Here is a 22,984-nt window from a genome sequence, read left to right on the forward strand (position 1 = left end):
CTGAGCTGTGGCAACAGGGCTCGCCGGACGGTCGGCGAGCCCTGCCCATCGATCAGAAATTGATCGTCGTGCCGATCGCGATGTTACGGCCGAGCGAGTCGTAGCGCTGGGGGATGGTGTTGCTGCGCGCCAGGCTGATGTCATACGAGTTCGGCACGATCGGCGGATCCTTGTCCAGCAAGTTGTTTGCGATCAGGCGCAGCGAGAACTGCTTGGCGATCGCGAAGTTAAGCGCGAGATCGAAGTAGCTGACCGGTGCGATGCGATAATAGTTGGTCCGCGCACGGTCTGGGGTGCCCCCGATCGCCGGATCGCCCGAATTGTCGGCGTTGGTCAGCGAGCCGACATAGCGCCAGTTGAACGACGCGCTGAACTTCTTGTCGACCGTGGTATAGGTGGTGCGCAGGCCATGCGACCACTTCGGAATCAGCTGGCCGCAGCCGTTGGCATAATAACCGGCGCAATTGCGCTCCGGCTGCAGGGGTGAGTCCTGGCCGCCGGCAAAGGTGGTCAGCGAGCCGTTGAAGCTCCAGTCGAGCCGGCCGATTGTGTCCAGGTTGAGCGAATACTGCGCCTGGAAATCCCAGCCCTGCGAGATCGAGGTGTAATAGTTGGTAGTACCCTGGCGGATGAACCCGGTGGTCGCGTTTGCCGAGGTTGCGAACAGCGTGCCGGTACCTGGATTTCGCACGATGCCCTGGCAGAAGAACTGGTCGCCTCCCGAGCGGAGGCAGCCGTCGGTGTAATAGCTGTAGTCGTTGTAGCCGAGCGAGTTGTCGATCTTGATCCGGTAGCGATCGACCGAGAACACCAGGCCGCGGATGAAGCGCGGCTTGACTACGAGACCGTAAGTCTGGGTGTACGCCGTCTCCGGATCGGCAGTGAAGCCGCCCGAGCGGACCGAGCAGGCCGCCGTGCCGTTCGGGGCAACGCCGTTGCTGCACAGCAGCGTCGTGCTGCCGTAGAGCGCGTCGGACAGACCGGTCGCGCGGCACACCGCCTGCGAGGCCACGGGGGCGCCATAGGTAACGCCGGTGGGGCCGGTGATCACGGTTGGCGCGCAGAAGTCCTGGAAGGTACCCGCGCCGCCCGATGCCAGTTCGACATTGGTCGCCTGGCGGATCTCGGTGACGGTCGGCGCGCGCTGCGCCTTGTTGAACGAGGCGCGGAAGGTCAGATCGGGAATGGGCGCATAGATGCCTTCTACCTTCCACGTGTTGAAGGTGTCGGGATTGCTGCTGTACTTCGACAAGCGATAGCCACCGTTGGCCTGCAGCAGGTCAGCGAAGGGCTTGTGCTCCACAAGCGGCACCTGCACCTCAACGTTGCCTTCCCAGACATCCTGCTTGAGGTAGCTGTCGGAGCCGCCCAGCGCGGTGCGATAGGCACTGTCGGCGCGCGACTGCAGCGTATCCTTGCGATATTCGGCGCCCAGCGCAATCGCGATGCCCTGTTCCGCGAACGGCGAGGTGATGCCGTACTTGCCGAGGTCGCCGCTGACGTTCGCCTGGACATCGTACAGGGTGCCGGTGGTCTGCGTGGTGCCGGTACCGAACAGATAATTCACCAGTGCCGGGTTGGTGTTGCCGGCGCTGAACGCGTCGAACGGCACGCACGCAGCGTCAGTGGTTGCAGCACAGGTCGGCGCTGCCAGTGTCCCGCCGACGTTGATCGAGTTCTGCAAATTGGCTGCATTGACGAAGGTCGGGGTGTAATCCTGATGGTTGCGGGCGTACACGCCGCCGACATCATAGGTCCACGCAGTTCCCACCTTGCCGCGGACACCACCGGTCAGGCGCACGCCGGTGTTCACATAGGTGTCCGGCTGGTCGTTGTTGTCGCCCAGCCGGTAGGCCAACGAGATCGGCGCGGTCTGCGCGGTGCCTGCAGCGGCGCCGCAAATGACCGTCGCCTGCGCCGCCGACAGGAACGGGTTGTTGCAGTTGACGTTGACCGTGCCGCCGGCGATCCCGGGGTAATAGTTGTACGACTTGTCGCGGAACCAGATGCCCGAGCCGTAGAGCTCGACATCGGGAGCGACGTCATAGCTGACGAAGCCACCGGCGTTCACCCGCTCGGACGGCCGCTGATAGGCGTAGCCGCTGAAGTAGCTGGACGCGTTGCCCGGCCCTGCGGCGAACGGCACGAAGGTGCGGGTGCCGTCCGGGTTGTTGACATATTGCGCTCCAGCGTTGGCGCCGGTGCCCGGGGTGATCAATCCGCTGGTTGAACTGCTCGGGGTAAGCCCACACGACAAGGGGCCGCTGGGCTGCGCCTGGGCTAGGTAGCAGCCGGAATTGGCGCGATCCGTCAGCCCGACCTCGTCAGTCTTGCGATAGTTGACGAAGCCGTTGATCCGCAGCGCGCCATCGAACAGCTTCTTGCCCGCAGTCAAAGTGATGTCGGCGCGGCCACCGTCGTTGCTCAGCCCGCGCGGGCTGCTGAAGCCGGCGGCGCGCGCCAGCGGCGACACCACGGTGTCCTTGTTGTCATGGTTGTAAAAATTGTAATTGGTATCAAGCTGCAATCCTTCGAAATCCTTGCGGAGCACGAAGTTGACGACGCCCGCGACGGCATCCGAGCCATATACCGACGACGCACCACCGGTCAGCACGTCGACGCGCTCAAGCAGCGATGGCGGGATGATGCCGACGTCTTGGCCGTTCTGGGTGCCGAGGCGCTTGCCGTCGATCAGCACCAGCGTCCGCTCGAAGCCCAGGCTGCGCAGCTTGATCCGCTGGCGGCCATCGGAGTCGCTGTAGGTCTGCTGGCTGTCCGGCGCGACCTGCGGCAGGCGGTTCAGCACATCCTCCACGTTCACCGGCGCCTGCGCCCGGATATCCTGCTGGGTAACCGAGGTAATCGGTGCAGCTGACGTCGCGTTCGGGCGGTTGATCCGCGTGCCGGTGACAACGATCTCGCTACCCGAGCGAGGGCTGTTGGCGGACTGGCCCGCGATCGCCGCGGTGCGCGTGGCGGCGGCGTCGTCGGCATCTGCACCGGGCTGTGGGTCGCCCTGTGCGGCAGCGGGCGCAGAAGCGTCAGGCGCTGGGACCTGCTGAGCCGCGGCGGGCAAGGCCCAAAGCGCAAGCGAGCCGACCAATGCGATGCGAGATACCGAATGATTGAAGATCATGTACGCCCCTTTTCCCCGTCGCGTCCTGACGCCATCGCGGATCTGCCACGCAACGTTTCTTAAAAGCCTGTGGCGGTCAATACCTAATTGTGACCTATATGCGACTAATGTCGACGAACGTTGCTGTTTGGCCATACTAGTTTTCCGAAGCGCACGCCGCTAAACATGGCAACAGTACGGGTGGGAGCAGGCAGTGGATACTCGCAGATCGCTATTGGCCATGATCGGCGCCGTTGGCGGCGCACTGCCGTTTGCCGGTGGGGCAGCGGCGGCGCCAGCACGGGTCGCTACCGCCGACGAGCCCGCCACGATCGTGTCGACCTGGGATTTCGGCGCCGCGGCCAATGCGGCGGCCTTCGCCAAGCTGCGTACTGGAGGCACTCTCATCGACGCAGTGGAGGCCGGAGCCATGGTGCCGGAGGCTGATCCGACCAATCACTCTGTGGGTTATGGGGGATATCCAGACCGCGACGGTCATGTCACACTCGACGCAGTGATCATGGACGATGCCGGCGGCGTCGGCGCGGTTGCGGCGCTGGAGGACACGATCCACGCCATTTCCGTCGCCCGCCGGGTGATGGACAAGACGCCGCACACCATGCTGGTCGGCGAAGGCGCCACCCGTTTTGCGCGCGATCAGGGCTTCCCGCGAGACAAACTGCTCACGCCCGAGGCCGAGAAGGCTTGGCGCGACTGGCTGAAGACGGCGCAATACCGGCCTGAGGCCAATAGCGAGGTTCGCCCTTATCGCACACCCGGCGGCGCGCTGGACCATGATACCATCGGGCTGCTGGCGCGCGATGCCGCCGGTCGGCTTGCCGGTGCGTGCACCACCTCGGGCATGGCGTTCAAGATGCGCGGGCGGGTTGGCGATTCGCCGCAGGTCGGCTCGGGGCTGTACGTCGAGCGCGGCGTTGGTGGGGCGACGTCTACGGGGTTGGGCGAGGAGGTGACGCGGATCGCGGGCACGGCGCGCGTGATCGCGTCGCTCCGCGGCGGCGCAACGCCGCAACAGGCGTGCGAAGAGGTCGTGCGCCACATCGCTGCGCTTCGCGGCGACGCGATCCGCGGCGTCCAGGTGGGCTTCCTGGCGATGGATACCAAGGGCAGGATCGGCGCCTTCTGCCTGTTGCCGGGGTTCACCTATGCCGTGACCAATCAACAGGGGACCACCCGCGTGCTCAAGGCCGCCTCGTTGTTCGCGGCATGAGAGGGATGATGATGCCGCGGCGGGGAGTGACCGGGCGGTGATGCTCGAGGTCTGCGTTGAGGATGTCGGCGGCATCGACGCGGCGGTGCGCGGCGGGGCAGATCGGCTGGAGCTGTGCACCGCGCTGGCGGTCGGCGGGCTCACTCCTGCCCTGTCGCTGATCAAGGCTGCCGCCGCGGCGCCGGTACCGGTGCATCTGCTCGCCCGCCCGACGGCCGGCGGCTTTGGCTATGCCGCAGCAGAACAGGCACTGATCGCTGAGGACATCCGCACCGCCGCCGAGGCCGGCCTCGCGGGGGTGGCGATCGGCGCGCTCCAGCCTGACCGCCGGCTCAATACCGAAGCGCTCGCCCGCCTGATCGCCCATGCACGCGCGCTGGGTGAAGCGCGAGGCCGGCCGCTGGCGCTGACGCTGCACCGGGCGTTCGACCTGTGCCCCGACCTGCCAGCGGCCCTAGAGACCGCCATCGATTTGGGGTTCGAGCGCATTCTCACCTCGGGCGGCCAACCCAAGGCGCCAGATGGCGCGGCGATGCTGCGGCACTTGCACGAGCGCGCGGCAGAGCGCGTCATTATCCTCGCGGCGAGCGGCATCAACCCAGCCACCCTACCGCTGGTACTGAGCACCGGCGTCACCGAGGTTCACGCGTCCTGCCGCAGCCCTCGTGTACTGGCAAGCGACGATGATGAACGCCGCTTTGGCTTCGTCGTCGAGGAGCCGGCGGCCACCGACGCCGACATGGTCGCCGAGCTCGTCGCCATGCTGAAAGCAACGTGACACGGTGCTTGAATAATACCAATCTATAACTTAGTCCTGTTGGTGCCGTGGGGACGGGAAAGCCCCGCGCGCCATGCCGGGGGAAACAGAGCGTGCCTGCGATGACCGATCACCTGTCCGACGTTCCACCCGCCCTGGCGGATGCCGGCGACACCTTGATGTTCCGTGAGGCGGCCGAGTCCGCTGCCGCGGTGGAGCGGATGCTTGCCGCCAATGCCGACGCCTTCGCCGCGCTCGGCGAACGATTGCGTGCGGCACCGCCGGCGGTGGTGGTCACCTGCGCGCGCGGCTCTTCCGATCATGCCGCCACCTACGGCAAATACCTCATCGAGACGCTGATCGGCGTGCCGGTCGCCTCAGCGGCGCCCTCGACCGCCTCGGTCTATGCCTCACCCACCCATGCCGACGCGACGCTGTGCATTGCCATCTCGCAGAGCGGCCGCAGCCCGGACCTGCTCGCCGTGGTGGACGCCCAGCAGCGCGCCGGTGCGCATGTGGTGGCGCTGGTCAACGACGAGGAGTCGCCGCTCGCGGCCACTGCGGACACACTGATCCGCCTCCGGGCCGGTCCGGAGCGATCGGTTGCCGCAACCAAATCCTATATCACCGCGCTGGCGGCGCTCGCCGCGTTGACCGCCGCTTGGGCGCAGGATGACGAGCTGCAGGGCGCGATCGCCGATCTGCCGGTGCAGCTTCGTCGAGCCTGGGCGCTCGACTGGTCGTCGGTGACGGCATCGCTGAGCACCGCGGACAATCTGTTCGTGATCGGCCGCGGGCTCGGGCTAGGCATCGCCCAGGAAGCCGCGCTCAAGCTCAAGGAGACCTGCGCGCTCCACGCCGAGGCGTTCAGCGCGGCCGAGGTGCGCCATGGCCCGATGCAGATCGTCGACCAGGGATTTCCGCTGCTCGCGCTCGCCACCTCCGATCGCGCCGGTGACAGCGTCCGCGAGGCGGCAAGCGAATTTGCCGGTCGCGGCGCCCGCGTCAGCCTCGCCGATGCCGCGCTCGACGGTGGCGGCGATCCACCCGCGCTCGCCGCCGCCGCCGCGATCGAGCCGATCCTGATGATCCAGAGCTTCTACCGGATGGCAAACACGCTCGCGCTTACCCGCGGGCTGAACCCGGACGCACCGTCGCACCTCAGCAAAGTCACCCGCACGCTATGACCACCTACAGTTTCATCAATGGCCAGGTGATCACCGCGGACGGCGTCCTCACCGATGCGTCGATCGGGGTGGAGGGCGGCATCATCACCGCGCTGGTCGAAGGCCGGGCGGGCGGCGAGATCGTCGATCTCGACGGCGGCTGGCTGATGCCGGGCTTTATCGACACTCAGGTGAACGGCGGCGGCGGAGTGCTGTTCAACGACGATCCGTCGGTCGCGTCGATCGCCGCGATCGGCGCGGCGCATCGCCCGTTCGGCACCACCGGCTTCCTGCCGACGCTGGTCAGCGACACGCCGGCGGTGATCGCCCGCGCACTCGACGCGGTGGATGCCGCGATCGACGCCGCGATCCCCGGCGTGATCGGCATCCACGTCGAAGGCCCGGTGATCAGCGTCAGCCGCAAGGGCATCCATGATCCCGCCCGGTTCCGTGATCTCGACGACGAATTGATCGACCTGCTCACCGCACCGCGCCGCGGGCGGGTGATGGTGACGCTCGCGCCCGAACGCGTCACGGCCGATCAGATCCGCCGCCTCGTCGCTGCCGGCGTGATCGTCAGCGTCGGTCATAGCGAAGCCGATCACGACACGATGGTGGCCGGTTTTGCCGCGGGGATCACCGGCGTCACCCATCTGTTCAACGCGATGTCGCCGCTGCAGCACCGCGCGCCCGGCGTGGTCGGTGCCGCGCTCGACGATCAGACGGTCTATTGCGGGATCATCGCCGACGGCTTCCACGTCCATGACGCGGCGCTGCGCATCGCGCTGCGGGCACGGCCGCTCGATCGGTTCATGCTCGTCAGCGATGCGATGCCGTGCGTCGGCGCGCGCGACAAGGATTTCGTGCTGCAGGGTCGACCGATCAGCGTCCGCGACGGGCGGGCGATCGGCGCCGATGGCACGCTGGCAGGGTCCGATCTCGACATGGCCGGCGCCGTCCGTCACGCCGTGGAGCGCCTCGGTGTCACGCCCGCCGACGCCGCGATCATGGCGGCAGCGGCACCCGCGGCGTTCCTCGGCCTCCCCCGTGAGCGCGGCGCGCTGGCGCCCGGCCGCCGCGCCGATTGGGTGCGGATGACCGCGGACCTGCACCCGGCCGGCACCTGGATCGGCGGCACCGCCCTTTCCTGATCTTCTCCTCTGGCGCACCTAGGATCTGTTCATGGCTTCCATCATCCTGACTGCGCCCCTGGCAGGCCTGATCACACCGCTGGCGAACGTGCCCGACGCGGTGTTCGCCGAACGCATGCTCGGCGACGGGGTGGCGATCGATCCGACCGGCGACTGCCTCTATGCGCCCTGCGCCGCCACCGTGATCGGCGTCCAGCCGACCGGCCATGCCATCACCCTGGCCACCGCCGACGGCGTCGAGCTGCTGATCCACATCGGGCTCGACACGGTGGCGCTCGGCGGCAGCGGTTTCGAGCCCTGCGTCCAGCCGGGCGATACGGTGGCCGCGGGTGCGCCGCTGATCCGGTTCGATCTCGATCGACTGGTATGCGCGGCGCGGGCTGTGGTGACGCCGATCGTCGTCACCAACATGGAGCGGTTCTCGATCGTCGACTGCACGGCGGCGGGCGAGATCGCCGTCGGCGCGGCGCTGATGACGCTCGAACCGCGGGAAACCGGTGCGGTCTCATCGGCCGTCGCGTCGGGCGAGCAGCTTACCCGCAGCATCGTCGTGCCGCTGGCTCACGGCCTTCACGCCCGGCCGGCCGCCCGCCTCGGCGAGGCCGCCAGGCGCTTCCGCGCCGAGGTGACGATCATCAAGGATGGGCAGAGCGCCAGCGTCCGCAGCCCGATCGGTCTGCTCGCGCTCGGCATCGGCCATCAGGACAAGGTGACGGTCGCCGCCGTCGGCGACGATGCCGCGGCGGCGCTTGCGGCCGTTGCCGATCTGATCGTCAGCGGCATGGGTGAAACCGCCGCGGCGGTGCCGGTACCTGCAGCCGCACCCGTCTCCGCCGCACGTGATGTGCCCTCGGGCGCCATCGCCGGCGTCACCGCCGCCGCGGGGCTGGCGATCGGCCAAGCCGGGCTGTTCCGTGCGACCGATCTCGCCGTGACCGAGCAGGGCCAGGGGATCGCCGACGAGGAAGCCCAGCTGGAGCAGGCGATCGCAACCCTGCGCGCCGATCTCGCCACCCGGCAGCTGGCCGCAACCGGCGCCGCCCAGTCCATCCTCGCCGCCCATCTTTCTCTGCTCGACGACCCTGCCCTGCTCACCGCCGCGCGCCACGGCGTCGCCCAGGGCCATGGCGCCGCTCATGCCTGGCGCGAGGCGATCCGCCCCCAGGCGGACGCGCTGCGTCGCCTCGGCGACCCGCGCCTCGCCGAGCGCGCCGACGACATGCTCGATCTCGAGCGCCAGCTGATCGCGCTGATCATGGGCACCGAGGCCAAGCCCCTCGCGTTTCCACCCGGCACGGTGCTGATCGCCGAGGACCTGCTGCCCTCCGATCTGCTGTCGCTCGATCGCGACAACGTCGTTGGTTTCTGCGTCGAACGCGGCGGCCCGACCTCGCACGTCGCGATCCTCGCCGCGAGCATGGGCCTCCCCGCGCTGGTCGCAATGGGCACGGCCCTCCACACCGTTGCCGAGGGCACCCGGCTGATCCTCGATGCCGACGATGGCCTGCTCCACGTCGACCCCGACGAGGCCGCCTGGACCACCGCCGCCGCCCGCGTGGCAGCGGTCCGCGACCGTCGCGCCGAACAGCTCGCGCGCTCCGCGGCACTGTGCCACATGGCCGATGGCACCCGGATCGAGGCGTTCGCCAATCTCGGCTCAGTGGAGGACGCCCGGCAGGCCGTGGCCTGCGGCGCCGAGGGATCGGGGCTGCTGCGGACCGAGTTCCTGTTCATGGAGCGCGCGCACGCGCCCGAGCTCGCCGAACAGACCGCCGAATATCAGGCGATCGCCGATGCGCTGGAAGGCCGCCCGCTGATCGTGCGGCTGCTCGACATCGGCGGCGACAAGCCGGTCGCCTATCTGCCGATCCCGGCCGAGGAGAACCCGGCGCTCGGGCTGCGCGGGATCCGGGTCGGCCTCGCCCAGCCGGCGCTGCTCGAGCAGCAGCTCCGCGCGATCCTGGCGGTCACCCCACGGGGCCAGTGCCGGATCATGCTGCCGATGATCGCCAGCGTCGACGAGCTGCGGCAGGTGCGTACGTTGCTCGATCGCCTCGTCGCCGAACTCGCGATCACCGAGCCCATCCAGCTCGGCGTGATGGTGGAAACGCCGGCGGCGGCGATCACCGCCGACCTGCTTGCGGCAGAGGCGGATTTCCTGTCGGTCGGCACTAACGACCTCACCCAATATGCGCTGGCGATGGATCGCGGCAATCCGGCGGTCGCCGCCGCGCTCGACGGGTTGCACCCGGCAGTGCTGCGGCTGATTGCGCAGACCTGCGATGGCGCCGGTCGGCATGACCGCTGGGTGGGCGTCTGCGGCGGGCTCGCCTCCGATCCGCTGGCGATCCCGATCCTGCTCGGGCTCGGCGTCACCGAACTGTCGTCGGCACCGGCGATGGTGCCGGAGATCAAGGCGCTGGTCGCCACGCTTACCCTTGAGGCATGCCGCCAGCATGCCGCCGCCGCCCTCGGCTGCCGATCGGCCGCCGAGGTCCGAACCCTCGCCCGGGAGTTTCGCCGATGAAGAGGATCCTGGAAGCGCTGCAGCCGCTGGGCCGCGCGCTGATGCTGCCGATCGCGGTGCTGCCGATCGCGGGGCTGCTGCTCCGGCTCGGCCAGCCCGACCTGCTGAACATCGCGTTCATCAGCGCCGCAGGCGATGCGATCTTCTCGCACCTCGGCCTGCTGTTCGCGGTCGGCGTCGCCACCGGCTTTGCGCGCGACGGCAACGGTGCCGCGCCGCTCGCCGGCGTGGTCTGCTTTCTGGTCACGACCGAAGCAGGCAAGGTGCTGATCACCGCCGCGCCGGTTGCCACCGCGGGATTCACCGGCCCTGCCGTCGATCTGGCGATCGCGGCATGGAAGAACAGCGCGATGGCACGGCTCGACGTGCCTGTCGGCATTGTCTCGGGACTGGTCGGCGGGCTGTTCTACAACCGCTTCTCGGCAATCAAGCTGCCGGAGTATCTCGCCTTCTTCGGCGGCAGGCGGTTCGTGCCGATCGTCAGCGGGCTTGCCGGCCTGGTGCTGGCGCTGGTCGTCGGCCTCGGCTTCGGCGCGCTCAGCGCCGGGATCGACGACATGAGCTTCGCGATCAGCAGTTCCGGCGGCGCCGGTCTGTTCGTGTTCGGGCTGCTCAACCGGCTGCTGCTCGTTACCGGACTGCACCATCTGATCAACAACATCGCCTGGTTCGTGCAGGGCGACTATCACGGCAGCACCGGCGATCTGCGCCGCTTCTTCGCCGGCGATCCCACCGCGGGCAGCTTCATGGCCGGCTTCTTCCCGGTGATGATGTTCGGCCTGCCCGCCGCCTGCCTGGCGATGTACCACGCCGCGCTGCCGGCGCGGCGCAAGGCGGTCGGCGGCATGCTGTTCAGCCTGGCGCTGACCTCGGCGCTAACCGGGGTCACCGAACCGATCGAGTTCAGCTTCATGTTCCTGGCGCCGCTGCTCTATGCGGTCCATGCGGTGCTGACCGGCCTGTCGATGACGCTGATGGCGGCGCTGGGCGTCAAGCTCGGCTTCGGCTTTTCGGCGGGCTTGCTCGATTATGTGCTGAATTACGGCAAGGCGACCCGGCCGCTGCTGCTGCTGCCGGTCGGCGCGGTCTATGCCCTGGTCTATTACGGGCTGTTCCGCTTCTTCATCGCCAGATACGACCTGCCGACGCCGGGTCGCGAGACCGACGCGCCGGTCGCGGCACCGAAGGCGGTCATGGCGGGCGGCCGCGGCGCTGCCTTCGCCCAGGCGCTCGGCGGCGCGGCCAATCTCACCAGCGTCAGCGCCTGCACCACCCGGCTGCGGCTGATCGTGGTCGATCAGGCGGCGGTGGACGATGCGGCGCTCAAGGCGCTCGGCGCGCGCGGGATGATCCGTCCGTCCGACGCTGCGCTGCAGGTGGTGCTCGGGCCGATCGCCGATGTGGTGGCGGTCGAGATCCGTGATGCCTTGGCGCTGGGCGACGTGGCGCCGGCGCCCACGGCCAGCGTCGACACGTCGGAGGTCACCTTGTCTGCTCCCGTGCTCGCCGCGCTCGGCGGCGCCGGCAATGTGCTGGGCGCGCGTCGCCTTGCCGGTCGCCTGCGGGTCGAGCTGCGCGATGGCGGCAAGGTCGATGATCGCGCGCTGGACACGGCTGGCGCCGCGGCGGTGGCGCGGCCGACTGCCGGTGTCGTCCACCTGCTGACGGCCGACGAGACCGGGCTGCTCGCCCCGGCCTGAGCGTTCAGCCGTCGGCGGTGAGCGATACCGCTCCGGCAATGCCGGAGGGGGCGGCCGCCGCCGCTTCGACGATCAGCACCACCCGGCGCGCGCCCGGGCCGGCGGGTAGCCGCGCCTCGATCGGCCCGGTCGCCGCCTCGGCCTTGGTCGCGAGCCGGGCGCCATCCACCCACAGCTCGGCACGGCCGGCGATGCCGGCAAAGTGGAGGGTGCCGCCTTGCTGGGCAATCCGCCGCCACGGCGTCACGGTCGCCTGATAGACCCGCCAGGCGCCGGCAGGGTCGGGCGGCACCAGCGTGCCGCTGCGAACGAACGCCCAGCTGTTGTTGTCGCCATCGGCCGGCGCCAGGCTCGGCGTGGGACGCACGGCCAGCGCCGGTGACCGCCGCCAGTCGCGGATCGCGATCGTCGGCATCGTCGCGGCGACCTGCGCGCGCGGCGCGATGGCGGCGCGATCGATCACCAGCCGCGCCGGCCTCAACCCATCGGCCTCGGCACGCACGGTGATGCGCCCGCGGCCTGTCCCCGCCTGGACGATGACCTGCGCGAGTCCGTTGAACAGCGAGCGGCTGTTGCCCTTCTCGGGCTCGTGGCTGTTGGGATCGCCGTTACCGACGCCGATGATCGCGGCGCCATCGACGCTGAAGCGGGTCATCAGGTTGACGGTGGGGACATGGCGCCCTTTTGCATCGACCGCGTCGATGGTGATCGGCTGGGCGTCCTCGCCGTCCCCCGCCATGACGGTGCGCGCCGGGGTGAGGCGCAGGGCCACCGCCGGCCCGGTGGTTTCATGGGCCGCCTGCGCGACCACCTTGCCGCCGCGCATCGCCAGCACCTCGATCCGCCCCGGCGCATAGGGCACGTGCCAGCTGTTGCCCATCAGCCGGTCGACCGGTTGTTCGCCAAGCGTCCTGCCGTTGAGACGGAGCAGCACCCGCTCGGCGTTGCTCATCACCAGGATCTCGATCGGCTCGCCCTCGCGACCGGGCCAGGTCCAGTGCGGCGCGAGGCTCACCACCGGCTCGCTATCCAGCCATTGCGCGCGATGGATATCAAACGCCGTCTTGGGAAAGCCGCACAGGTCCATGATCCCGAAGAAGCTCGAGATCGTCGGCCACTCGTTGAAGGGGGTCGGCTCACCGTGATAGTCGAACCCCGTCCACACGAAGCCGCCGGCGATGAACGGCCGATCGGCGATCGCTTTCCAGCTCTTGCGATGAGTATCGCCCCAGCTTGCCGCCTCGGTGTCGTAGGAGGTGAGCCGATGCGCCTTGGCGTCGTCGGCGAAGACGCCGCGGGTCTCATAGGCGCTGGTATCCTCCGAGCTGGTCATCGGCTTGGTGGGGTTGAGCGCGTGAAAGCGGTCGTAATCGCCCTGATAGTAATTGAAGCCGACCACATCGAGCACGCTCGAGACGTTGACGGGATCGAAGAAGGCGCCGTTCATCGCGCCGGTGACCGGACGGCTGTCGTCGAGCGCATGGACGGTATGCGCCATGCGCCGGAGCATCTCGACGCCGGCCTCGGTGCCCTGCATCGGCTCTTCGTTGAACACCGACCAGAGGATCACGCTCGGATGATTGCGATCGCGGCGGACCATCCAGTCGAGCTGGACCATATAATCAGGCGCAGGATCGAACAGGCGGTTCTCGTCCATGACGAGGAAGCCCATCCGGTCGCACAGGTCGAGGAACTCCGCCGCGGGGGCGTTGTGCGTGCAGCGGATCGCGTTGCAGCCCATCGCCTTCAGCCGCTCCAGCCGCCATTCGATCAGCGCATCGGGGATCGCGGTCCCGACGCCGGCATGATCCTGGTGCAGGCACACGCCCTTCGGCTTCACATGCTCGTCGTTAAGGAAGAAGCCTTGGTTGGCGTCAAAGCGGAGGGTGCGAAAGCCGATCGGGATGCGCCGCTCGTCCACCGCGGCGCCGTCGCGGACCAGCCGCGTCACCACCGTGTAGAGCGTCGGCGCGTCGACCGACCAGCGCGTCGGCGCAAGCGGCAGGTCCAGCGTCAGCGCTGCATCGGCTTGCTCGAGCGGGGCAACCGTGGCCGTTGCCCGGCCGCTCGCCACCGTCCGGCCATCGGGATCGAGCAGCGTCGCCTCGAGCGTGACGGTGGCCGGCTGATGATCGGTGCTGCCGATCGTCACCGCGACGGGCACCTGCCAGTGGCCGTCGCCCGCCCGCCGCGGATCGCAATGGACCCCGTCGGTGACGATCGCGACCGCCGCGCGGCGGATCAGCCAGGCGTGGCGGTACAGGCCGGCGCCCTCATACCACCAGCCCTCCATCACGCTCGCATCGACGCGGATCGCGATGACATTGGCGTCGTCGCCGAAGCGGGCGAAGGGTGTGAGGTCCACCGAGACGCTGTTATAGGCCGACCAATTGTGCGCGACGACGCTGCCGTTGACCCAGATCGTCGCGTTGCTGGCGATGCCGTCGAACTGGAGGAGAATGGTCTTGCCGCGGTCGGCAGCGTCCAGCAGCAGCGTGCGGCGGTACCAGCCGATGCCGCGCGGGCGATAGCCTTGCGAGACGTTGGCGGTCTGGACGAACGGCTGCGCGGAGGCCCAATCGTGCGGCAGCCGCACCGGCTGCCAGTCGGAGTCGTCGAACGCCATTGCCGCGGCGCCCTGGGCGTTGCCGGCCTTGACGCTGAGATAGGTGGCGTTGTGGCCATCGGGCATCGGCGCAACGATGTCGCCCTCGTGGAACAGCCAGCCGCGCTCGATCAGCGTGCGCGAGGGATCCTGGATGGGAAGCGGCGGCGGCAGCGTCGTGGTGGGGCGCGGCATCGGCAGCGCGCCCGCCTCTCCGTCCAGCCGGGGCGCCGCCACTGCCGGCTCGCCCACCGCGAGCAGCGCGCCAGCGCTGGCGCTGCCCAGGAGAAGCTGCCGACGGTTCATGCTGGTACTCCGGGGGATACGGGGGCTGACGCGCGACTAGAGGTCCGCGAGCTCGGCGACGAAGTCATAGGCGTCGCCACGATAGTAGGAACGGGTGAACTCGGCGGCGCGGCCGTCGCGCAGGAAGCCGCGGCGCTCGATCAGCAGCCCGGCGTGGCCGGCGTCGACGCCGAGCATCCGCGCATGCTCGCTGCCGAACGGCACCGCGCGCAGCCGCTGCAGCGCCCGCGCCGGGCGGCTGCCCGCCTTTTCGAGCGCGGCATAGAGCGAGTCGCCGACCACCTCGACCGAGGGCAGGCAATAGCCGGCGATGGTGGAGAATTCGAGCGCCATCGGTTCGTCGTCGGCAAAGCGGATGCGCTGGAAGCGGAACACCGGGGCGCCGGGCGACAGGCCGAGCGACATCGCCTCCTCCGGATTGACCTGCCCCGCCGCGCGCGAAATCCAGTTGCTGCTCGCCGTGCGGCCGCGCGCCGCCATGTCCTCGGAAAAGGACGACAGCTTGGAGAAGCTCTTCTCGACCCGGCCGGCGACAAACGTGCCCGCGCCGCGCCGGCGCGTCAGCAGGCCTTCCTCGACCAGCCCGCCGATCGCCTTGCGCACGGTGATCCGCGAGATGTCATACTCCACCGCGAGGTCGCGCTCGGCGGGGATGGCGTTGCCCTGGGTGAGGATGTCGCTGCCGATGGCGTCGCGGATCAGCTGCTGGAGCTGGAGGTAGAGCGGGGATGGATTGCCGTCACGGAAGCGACCGATGTCATCGGAAAACGCCATGGTCTCTCCTTAGCTCCGCTGCCCCTCCCGGACACACGGCCCGACAGGGTAGCCAAAGCAATCTGTATCGGCAACTGGTCTGCACCGGCCACGGCAAACCCGGGCTGACTTCACTAACCTCGCGCATAGAGCACGTGGCCTGCTTGTGCCTGGACCTATATTGGTTACACTCCGGCGAGCGCTGCGGCAGGGAGTTGGTGATGGGGCGGATGATGCGGCGGCGAAGCGCGATGACGGCGGCGGCATGGCTGTTGCTGCCGGCTGCGGCAACGGCGACGGCGGATCCGCTGCCGCTGGTGCCGATGCCGCTCTCGGCAACCCCCGCGGCCGGCAGCTTCACCATCGCCAGCGGCACCAAGGTTAGCGCCGATAGCGCAGACCAGGGCGCAGCAGCGGCTGCCAAGTTGCTGATCGAGCACGTTAACGTCGAGCGTGGGTTGACCCTGGCGGCGAGCACGAGTGAAGGCGCCATCCGCTTCATCCGCGATCCGGCGATCACCGGCGCGGAAGCCTATCGGCTGACCGTCGACAGCCATGGCGTGCGCATCGCCGCATCGGGCGATGCCGGGCTGGTCTATGGCGCGATGACGCTAGCGCAGCTGATCAGCCCCGACCGCGCCTTCGGCAAGCCGGTGCGGATCGCCGCGACCACCATCGTCGATGCGCCGCGCTTCGCCTGGCGCGGGCTGATGGTGGACACCGCGCGCCATTACCAGCCGCTGCCGTCGCTATACCGGATCGTCGACCAGATGGCGGCGGTGAAGCTCAACACGCTCCATCTCCATCTTACCGACGACCAGGGCTGGCGGTTCGAGGTGAAGCGCTATCCCAAGCTCACCGAGGTGGGCGGATGGCGGACACCGCCCTCCACCGGTGGCGCGCCGGGCGCAAAGGTGGGCGGTTTCTACACCCAGGCGGCGCTGAAGGAGCTGGTCGCCTATGCGGCGGCGCGCGGCATCACCATCGTTCCCGAGGTCGACCTGCCGGGCCACGCTCAGGCGCTAGTCGCCGCCTATCCCGAATTGGGCGTGCTCGGCGACACGCCGGCGGTGTCGCACGACTGGGGCGTCAACCCGTACCTCTTCAACCCCGGCCCGGGAGGCATCGCCTTCGTCAAGCAGGTGCTCGACGAGCTGATGGCGGTGTTTCCCGGCACCTACATCCACCTCGGTGGCGACGAGGCGGTGAAGGACCAGTGGGAGCGCAGCCCCGAGGTGCAGGCGCAGATCAAGACGCTCGGCCTCAAGGACGAGAACGGCCTGCAGAGCTGGATGATCGACCAGTTCGGCAGCTATCTCGCCGCCAAGGGCCGGCGGCTGATCGGCTGGGACGAGATCCTCGAGGGTGGCCTGCCGCCATCTGCCTCGGTGATGTCGTGGCGCGGCGAGAAGGGCGCGGTGGACGCGGCCAACAGCGGCCACGACGTCGTCCTTTCCCCTGCCCCGTTGCTGTATCTCGACAACATGCAGAGCGACCGCGGCGACGAGCCGCCGGGGCGGCTGGGCGGGTTGCAGCCGCTCGCCAACATCTATGCCTATGAGCCGATGCCGGCGGGGATCGACCCCGCCAAGGCCGGCCATGTGCTCGGCGCCCAGGGCAATGCGTGGAGCGAATATATCGTCACGCCCTATCAGATGCAGCATGCGCTGTTCCCGCGCGCCGCGGCGATCGCGGAGATCACCTGGTCCGGCAAGGACAAGCGCGACTTTTCAAGCTTCGTCGACCGGCTGCAGCCGCAGATGGTGCGCTGGCGTACCGCCGGCATCGAGGTCGCCGACAGCGCCTTCGCGGTCGGCTATACGGTGCAGGGCAGCCGCGGCGACGCGTTGCGCACCGGCCAGGTGACGGTGACGCTCGCCACCCAGGCGCCGTACGGCGCGATCCGCTACACGCTCGACGGCACGGCGCCGACCACGCGCTCCGCCGCTTATGCGGCCCCGCTGACGCTGACGCCCGGCACGACGATCAGCGCCGCCGCGTTCGGCAAGGATGGCTTCGCCACCGCGACGCCGCGGCAGTTCGACACCGGCCGCGCGGCGCTGCTGGCGCGAAGCACCTCCGAGCTCGCCGCCTGCCCCGGCGAGGGCTTCGGGTTGCGGGTGCCGGTGACCGCGGATGCGACCGGCAACGCGCCGGTGTACAACATCAACCTGTTCAACACCTGCTCGGTGTATCCCGCGGCGCCGCTCGACGTCGCCGGCGGCTTCACGATCGACGTGGCGCGGGTGGCGCGCAACTGGGGCCTGGCGCATGATTTCACCCAGGTGCGCGACCATTATTCCGTCACCCCGCACGGCGAGCTGCTGGTGCTGATCGGCTGCACCGCGGCCAACGGCGGCGCGGTTGGCACGAACGCGCAGGCCAAGCCGGTGATCGCCGCGAGCTTCCCGCTGCCCGATCCCGCCACCGCGCCGGCGCAGCTGCGCTTCACCGGCACGCTGCCCACGCTCGCCGGCGATCACGACCTGTGCCTGCAATTCACCTCCCCCCTGTCCGATCCCTTTTACGCGGTCGGACGCGTCCAGCTTACGGAGCGCCATTGATGCGACACTGGCTGATTGCCCCGCTGCTGCTGTCGGCCGCCATGCCGGCGCTGGCGGCCCCCAAGACCAGCCTGCCGCTGAACGATGGCTGGCAGGTGCGGATCGACCCCGCCGACGGCACCGCGATCGCCGCGCATCGCCGCGAGGCACAATGGCTGCGCGCGACCGTGCCCGGCAGCGTCCAGCAGGACCTGATCGCCGCCAAGCGCGTGCCCGATCCCTATCAGGGCACCAACGAGGGCGCGATCCAATGGGCGGGGCTCGCCGGCTGGCAATATCGCCGCACCATCGAGGTGACGCCGGCGATGCTGGCGCGCGATCACCTCGACCTGGTGTTCGACGGCATCGACACCTTTGCCACCGTCAGCCTCAACGGCCAGCTGCTGCTCAAGACCGACAATGCCCATCGCCGCTGGCGGATCGCGGCCAAGCCGGCGCTGCATGCCGGGCGCAACGAGCTGGTGGTGACGATCGCCTCGCCGATCCGCACGCTTCAGCCTTTGGTGCTCAACAACCCAAACCCACTACCCGGCGAGTATGAATCTTTCTTCGGCGACGAGCCCAAGGGCAAGCAGACCTCGCCCTATATCCGCAAGCCGAAATATCATTACGGCTGGGACTGGGGACCCCGCATCGTCAGCAGCGGGCTGTGGCGGCCGGTGCGGCTCGAGGCGTGGGACGAGGCGCGGATCGACAGCTTCCGCGTCGAGCAGGATGCGCTCAACCAGGCCGAGGCGCGGCTCAGCGCCAAGCTCGACGTGGTCGCCGATGCCGCGGTGCGCACCACCGTTCGCGCCACGGTGACGACGCCGGCCGGGCAGGCGATCACCGTCGAGCAGGCGGTGACTCTCGCCGCCGGGCACAATGCCTTCTCGATCCCGCTGACCATCGCCGATCCGCAGCGCTGGCAGCCGGTGGGCTATGGCGCACAGCCGCTGTACCGCGTCGACGCGGCGCTGGGCGCGGACGATAGCGCTAGCCGCACGATCGGGCTGCGCACGGTGGAGCTGATGCGCGATGGCGGCGGCTTCGGCTTCCGCGTCAACGGCACGCCGATCTTCGCCAAGGGCGCGAACCTGATCCCGTTCGACATGTTCCCGGCGCGGGTGACGCCGGAGCGGATGCGCTCGATCCTGCAGGGCGCGCGCGACGCCAACATGAACATGATCCGCGTGTGGGGCGGCGGCTATTATCTCGACGACGCCTTCTACGATCTCGCCGACCGGATGGGACTGATGGTGTGGCAGGACTTCATGTTCGGCGGCTCGGTGACGCCGCCCGATGCAGCCTATCGCGAGAACGTGCGGATCGAGGCCGACGAGCAGGTGAGCCGGCTGCAATCGCATCCCTCGATCGTGCTGTGGGCGGGCAACAACGAAGTGCTGTCCGGCTGGGAGAATTGGTCCGACCGCAAGGCGTGGAAGAAGGCGGTGGGCCCCGACGAGCAGGAGCGGATCGGCACCGGCATGGCGGTGCTGTTCAACCAGGTGCTGCGCGATGCGGTGCTGACCCGCTCGCCGGGCACGCCCTATTGGCCGGGATCCCCTTCCGCCAATTACGAGGCGCCGACCGATACCGACGCCAATGGCGACCGGCATTTCTGGGACGTCTGGTCCGGCTCCAAGCCGGTGGAGAATTATCTCGACAGCTGCCCGCGCTTCATGTCCGAATTCGGCTTCCAGTCGATGCCGAACATGTCGACGATCCGCGGCTTTGCCGGGCCGGGCGCGCTCACCGCGGAGAGCCCGGTGATGAAGGCGCACCAGAAGTTCCTCGCCGGCGCGGGCAACGAGCGATTGCAGATGTATCTCGCCGAGCGGCTGCGGCCGGCGCGCGACTTCGCCGACATGGTGTATCTGACCCAGGTCAACCAGGCGCAGGCGATCACGCTCGGCGCCTCGCACCATCGCGCCTGCCGGCCGGTGACGATGGGCTCGCTCTACTGGCAGATCAACGACGTGTGGCCGTCGATCAGCTGGGCGAGCATCGATTACAACGGCCAGTGGAAGCTGCTCCATTATGCAGCCCGGCGCTTCTTCGCCCCCGAGGCGATCGTCGCCGAGCATCGCGGCGCGGCGACACGGGTGGTGCTCGTTTCCGACGCGACCACGCCGACCGCGGCGCATTGGCGGCTGACCGGCTATGACATGGGCGGTCGCCAGCTCTCGACCCGCGACGAGGCGGTGACGCTGCCGCCGCTCGCAGCGACCGAGGTGGCGAGCGTCGCCGACGACGCGCTGTTCGCGGGCGCCGATGCCGCGGCGAGCTATGGCGTCGCCGAGCTGGTGATCGACGGCAAGGTCACCAGCCGCACGCTCGTCGAGCGCCGGCTGCCCAAGGACATGGCCTATCCGGCGCCGCAGCTCGCGGCCCGGTGGCACGGCCGCCAGGTGACGATCACCGCCGGCCATCTGGCGCGCGCGGTGATGCTCGATTTCGGCAGCGTCGCGGCGCAGCCGTCCGACAATGGCTTCGACCTGCTGCCCGGCGAGAGCGTGACGATCGACGTCGCCGCCAAGGCGTCGCCCGCCCGGCTCGCCAAGGCGCTGACCGTGAGGACGCTCGCACGATGATCTGGCTGTTGCTCGCCTCCGCGGCCGACCCCGTCGCCGCGACGATCGCGACCATGTCGCTCGAGCAGAAAGCGGCGCAGCTGCAGAGCAGCGCGCCCGCCGACGCCAAGGCCGGGCTGCCCGCCTATGACTGGTGGAACGAGGGCTTGCACGGGCTGGCGCGCGACGGCCACGCCACTGTCTTCCCGCAGGCGATCGGCATGGCGGCGACCTGGGACATCGACCTCGTCCACCGCATCGGCGACGTCGTCTCCACCGAGGCGCGCGCCAAGTTCAACGCGCGCGGCCTCAAGGCCGACCGGCGGATCTACCAAGGGCTGACGATCTGGTCGCCCAACATCAACATCTTCCGCGATCCGCGCTGGGGCCGCGGCCAGGAAACCTATGGCGAGGATCCCTATCTCACCGCGCGGCTCGGGGTGGCGTTCGTCACCGGGCTGCAGGGCCCTGATCCGGCGCACCCCAAGGTGATCGCGACGCCCAAGCATTTCGTGGTCCACAGCGGCCCCGAGGCGGGGCGCGACAGCTTCGACGTCGATCCGAGCCCGCAGGACCTGGAGGCGACTTATCTGCCGGCGTTCCGCGCCGCGATCACCGAGGGCAAGGCGCGCTCGCTGATGTGCGCCTATAATTCGATTCACGGCACGCCGGCCTGCGCCTCGGCGCCGCTGATGACCGAGCGACTGCGCGGTGACTGGGGGTTCACCGGCTTCACCGTCTCGGACTGCGATGCGGTGGGCAACATCTACCAATTCCATCATTATCGGCTCGAGGCGCCGGCCGCGGCGGCGGCGGCGATCAAGGCCGGGACCGACATCAACTGCGGCACCACCTATGCGGGGCTGCCGGCGGCGGTGCGCGCGGGGCTGGTCGACGAGGCGACGCTCGATGCCTCGCTTGCCCGCAGCCTGGCGGCGCGGCGCGCGCTCGGCACGCTGTTCGATGCGGCCAATCCTTGGGGCAAGATCAAGCCCAGCGAAGTCGACACGCCGGCGCACCGCGCGCTGGCGCTGGAGGCGGCACGGAAAGCGATCGTGCTGCTCAAGAACGATGCGGCGCGGTTGCCGCTCAAGGCCGGCAGCCGGATCGCGGTGATCGGCGCCGATGCCGACGATCTTGGCGTGCTCCAGGCCAATTACCACGGCACCGCCGTCGCGCCGGTGACGCCGCTCGCCGGGATCCGGGCGCAATTCGGCGCCGGCAACGTGCGCTATGCGCAAGGCTCGGTGCTCGCCGATGGCGCGCCGGTGGTGGTGCCGGAGACGGCGTTCGGGGCGGATGGCTTGCGCGCGGAGTATTTCCGTGGGGGTGCCGGCGAGGGCACCCCCGCCTTCACCCGCCGCGAGACGCGGATCGATGCCGATTACAACCGGGCGAGCCCCGCGGGGCTGGGGCCGACGTTCGGCGTGCGCTGGAGCGGGCAGTTGGTGCCGCCGGGCGCGGGCGACTATCGGCTCGCGGTTGATGTGCCGGCGTGCTGGAAGGATTGCACGCGTCACGATGCGGTGCGGCTGTGGATCGACGGCAAGCCGCTGATGGCCGGCGAGGTGAAGGGCGGGCGCGTCGAGCTGCCGTTCGCGAGCGATGGCCGCGCGGTGCCGTTCCGGCTCGAGCTCGATCACGTCAGCGAGGACGAGGGCATTCGCCTGTTGTGGCTGCCGCCCGAACAGCCGCTGCTCGCGCAGGCGCTCGACGCGGCGCGGCAGGCGGACGTGATCGTCGCGGTGGTCGGGCTGTCGCCCGATCTCGAGGGCGAGGCGCTCAAGGTGAGCGTGCCCGGGTTCGCCGGAGGCGATCGCACCGACATCGCCCTCCCCCACGCCCAGCAGCGGCTGCTCAGCGCGCTCAAGGCGACCGGCAAGCCGCTGGTGATCGTGCTCACCAGCGGCAGCGCGGTGGCGATCGATCCGGCCTCCGCCGATGCGATCCTCACCGCCTGGTATCCGGGCGAGGCCGGCGGCACCGCGATCGCCGAGACGCTGGCAGGGCTGAACAACCCTTCGGGCCGGCTGCCGGTGACCTTCTACGCCTCGACCACCGACCTGCCGGGGTTCGTCGACTATGGCATGAAGGAGCGGACCTACCGCTATTTCACCGGCACGCCGCTGTGGCCGTTCGGCCATGGACTGAGCTATACCAGCTTCGGCTACGCTGCGCCCGCGGCGACGAGCGTGGTCGCGGGGCAGACGCTCAATGTCCACGCGACGGTGCGCAACACCGGGGCGCGCGCCGGCGACGAGGTGGTGCAGGCCTATCTGGTGCCGCCGGCCGGCCCGCCCGGCGGGTTGACCACGCCGATGCTCCAGCGCCAGCTCGCCGGCTTCCGCCGGGTGAGCCTCACGCCGGGCACATCCGCCACCGTCAGCTTCGACATCGACGCGCGGGCGATGAGCCTGGTGGCGCGCGACGGCAGCCGCCGGGTGGTGCCGGGCGCCTATCGCCTGTTCATCGGCGGCGGCCAGCCGGGCGATGCGCCGGGCCAGTGGATCGACCTCGCCGTCACCGGCACCGCGGTCGACCTGCCGAAGTAACTGGA

At 69.3% G+C, this 22,984-nt stretch carries 12 protein-coding genes; 9 read left to right on the forward strand and 3 right to left on the reverse strand.

All coding sequences use genetic code 11. The features are described from left to right. Positions 1–52: 52 nt before the first annotated feature. A complete protein-coding gene (locus tag AC07M8_RS13350; RefSeq protein ID WP_495174816.1) occupies positions 53–3,136 on the reverse strand; it encodes a TonB-dependent receptor domain-containing protein in 3,084 nt (1,027 codons plus the stop codon). Positions 3,137–3,356: 220 nt separating this feature from the next. On the opposite strand from AC07M8_RS13350, the gene AC07M8_RS13355 reads away from it, so the two are divergent. From AC07M8_RS13355 to nagE, 6 genes are all read left to right on the forward strand, one after another. Continuing rightward, positions 3,357–4,346, forward strand: coding sequence for a glycosylasparaginase (locus AC07M8_RS13355; RefSeq protein WP_495174817.1), 990 nt, complete (start codon positions 3,357–3,359; stop codon positions 4,344–4,346). 40 nt (positions 4,347–4,386) lie between these two features. Continuing rightward, the gene (locus tag AC07M8_RS13360; RefSeq protein ID WP_495174870.1) at positions 4,387–5,124 is read left to right on the forward strand and encodes a copper homeostasis protein CutC; all 738 of its coding nucleotides are present in this window, start codon (positions 4,387–4,389) and stop codon (positions 5,122–5,124) included. A 101-nt stretch (positions 5,125–5,225) separates the two neighbouring features. Beyond that, positions 5,226–6,290 (forward strand): SIS domain-containing protein, encoded by a 1,065-nt coding sequence (locus AC07M8_RS13365; RefSeq protein ID WP_495174871.1) that lies wholly within the window; start codon positions 5,226–5,228, stop codon positions 6,288–6,290. Beyond that, positions 6,287–7,420, forward strand: a complete 1,134-nt coding sequence (nagA, locus tag AC07M8_RS13370; protein ID WP_495174818.1) for an N-acetylglucosamine-6-phosphate deacetylase — start codon at positions 6,287–6,289, stop codon at positions 7,418–7,420. The genes AC07M8_RS13365 and nagA overlap by 4 nt, the downstream gene beginning before the upstream one ends. A 31-nt stretch (positions 7,421–7,451) precedes the next feature. Beyond that, positions 7,452–9,947 (forward strand): phosphoenolpyruvate--protein phosphotransferase, encoded by a 2,496-nt coding sequence (gene ptsP, locus AC07M8_RS13375; RefSeq protein WP_495174819.1) that lies wholly within the window; start codon positions 7,452–7,454, stop codon positions 9,945–9,947. Then, positions 9,944–11,647 (forward strand): N-acetylglucosamine-specific PTS transporter subunit IIBC, encoded by a 1,704-nt coding sequence (gene nagE, locus AC07M8_RS13380; RefSeq protein WP_495174820.1) that lies wholly within the window; start codon positions 9,944–9,946, stop codon positions 11,645–11,647. Before ptsP ends, nagE begins: the two co-directional genes overlap by 4 nt. A gap of 4 nt (positions 11,648–11,651) precedes the next feature. Here nagE and galA read toward each other — a convergent pair whose 3' ends face one another. Together galA and AC07M8_RS13390 are read right to left on the reverse strand one after the other, a co-directional pair. Further along, complete coding sequence (gene galA / locus AC07M8_RS13385; RefSeq protein WP_495174821.1) at positions 11,652–14,558, reverse strand: beta-galactosidase GalA; 2,907 nt, start codon at positions 14,556–14,558, stop codon at positions 11,652–11,654. Between the two features lie 36 nt (positions 14,559–14,594). Continuing rightward, positions 14,595–15,332, reverse strand: coding sequence for a GntR family transcriptional regulator (locus tag AC07M8_RS13390; protein ID WP_267393723.1), 738 nt, complete (start codon positions 15,330–15,332; stop codon positions 14,595–14,597). A gap of 200 nt (positions 15,333–15,532) precedes the next feature. Between AC07M8_RS13390 and AC07M8_RS13395 the strand changes: the two genes are divergently transcribed. The 3 genes from AC07M8_RS13395 to AC07M8_RS13405 are packed head-to-tail and all read left to right on the forward strand — an operon-like array spanning position 15,533 to position 22,979. Further along, on the forward strand, positions 15,533–17,875 hold the full coding sequence (locus AC07M8_RS13395) for a beta-N-acetylhexosaminidase (RefSeq protein WP_495174822.1): 2,343 nt from the start codon (positions 15,533–15,535) through the stop codon (positions 17,873–17,875). After that, a complete protein-coding gene (locus AC07M8_RS13400) occupies positions 17,875–20,448 on the forward strand; it encodes a beta-mannosidase (RefSeq protein ID WP_495174823.1) in 2,574 nt (857 codons plus the stop codon). The genes AC07M8_RS13395 and AC07M8_RS13400 overlap by 1 nt, the downstream gene beginning before the upstream one ends. Beyond that, positions 20,445–22,979, forward strand: coding sequence for a glycoside hydrolase family 3 C-terminal domain-containing protein (locus AC07M8_RS13405; protein WP_495174824.1), 2,535 nt, complete (start codon positions 20,445–20,447; stop codon positions 22,977–22,979). The genes AC07M8_RS13400 and AC07M8_RS13405 overlap by 4 nt, the downstream gene beginning before the upstream one ends. Positions 22,980–22,984: the final 5 nt, after the last annotated feature.

It is taken from the genome of Sphingomonas sp. GW821-FHT09E03, assembly GCF_059416225.1.

What these genes read in the sequence shown, in the direction of transcription:
- AC07M8_RS13365 (WP_495174871.1), top strand. Translation starts at nt 5,226, where the DNA reads ATGACCGATCACCTGTCCGACGTTCCACCCGCCCTGGCGGATGCCGGC.
- nagA (WP_495174818.1), top strand. Translation starts at nt 6,287, where the DNA reads ATGACCACCTACAGTTTCATCAATGGCCAGGTGATCACCGCGGACGGC.
- AC07M8_RS13350 (WP_495174816.1), bottom strand. Translation starts at nt 3,136, where the DNA reads ATGATCTTCAATCATTCGGTATCTCGCATCGCATTGGTCGGCTCGCTT.
- ptsP (WP_495174819.1), top strand. Translation starts at nt 7,452, where the DNA reads ATGGCTTCCATCATCCTGACTGCGCCCCTGGCAGGCCTGATCACACCG.
- AC07M8_RS13360 (WP_495174870.1), top strand. Translation starts at nt 4,387, where the DNA reads ATGCTCGAGGTCTGCGTTGAGGATGTCGGCGGCATCGACGCGGCGGTG.
- AC07M8_RS13405 (WP_495174824.1), top strand. Translation starts at nt 20,445, where the DNA reads ATGATCTGGCTGTTGCTCGCCTCCGCGGCCGACCCCGTCGCCGCGACG.
- AC07M8_RS13395 (WP_495174822.1), top strand. Translation starts at nt 15,533, where the DNA reads ATGGGGCGGATGATGCGGCGGCGAAGCGCGATGACGGCGGCGGCATGG.
- AC07M8_RS13355 (WP_495174817.1), top strand. Translation starts at nt 3,357, where the DNA reads ATGATCGGCGCCGTTGGCGGCGCACTGCCGTTTGCCGGTGGGGCAGCG.
- AC07M8_RS13390 (WP_267393723.1), bottom strand. Translation starts at nt 15,332, where the DNA reads ATGGCGTTTTCCGATGACATCGGTCGCTTCCGTGACGGCAATCCATCC.
- AC07M8_RS13400 (WP_495174823.1), top strand. Translation starts at nt 17,875, where the DNA reads ATGCGACACTGGCTGATTGCCCCGCTGCTGCTGTCGGCCGCCATGCCG.
- galA (WP_495174821.1), bottom strand. Translation starts at nt 14,558, where the DNA reads ATGAACCGTCGGCAGCTTCTCCTGGGCAGCGCCAGCGCTGGCGCGCTG.
- nagE (WP_495174820.1), top strand. Translation starts at nt 9,944, where the DNA reads ATGAAGAGGATCCTGGAAGCGCTGCAGCCGCTGGGCCGCGCGCTGATG.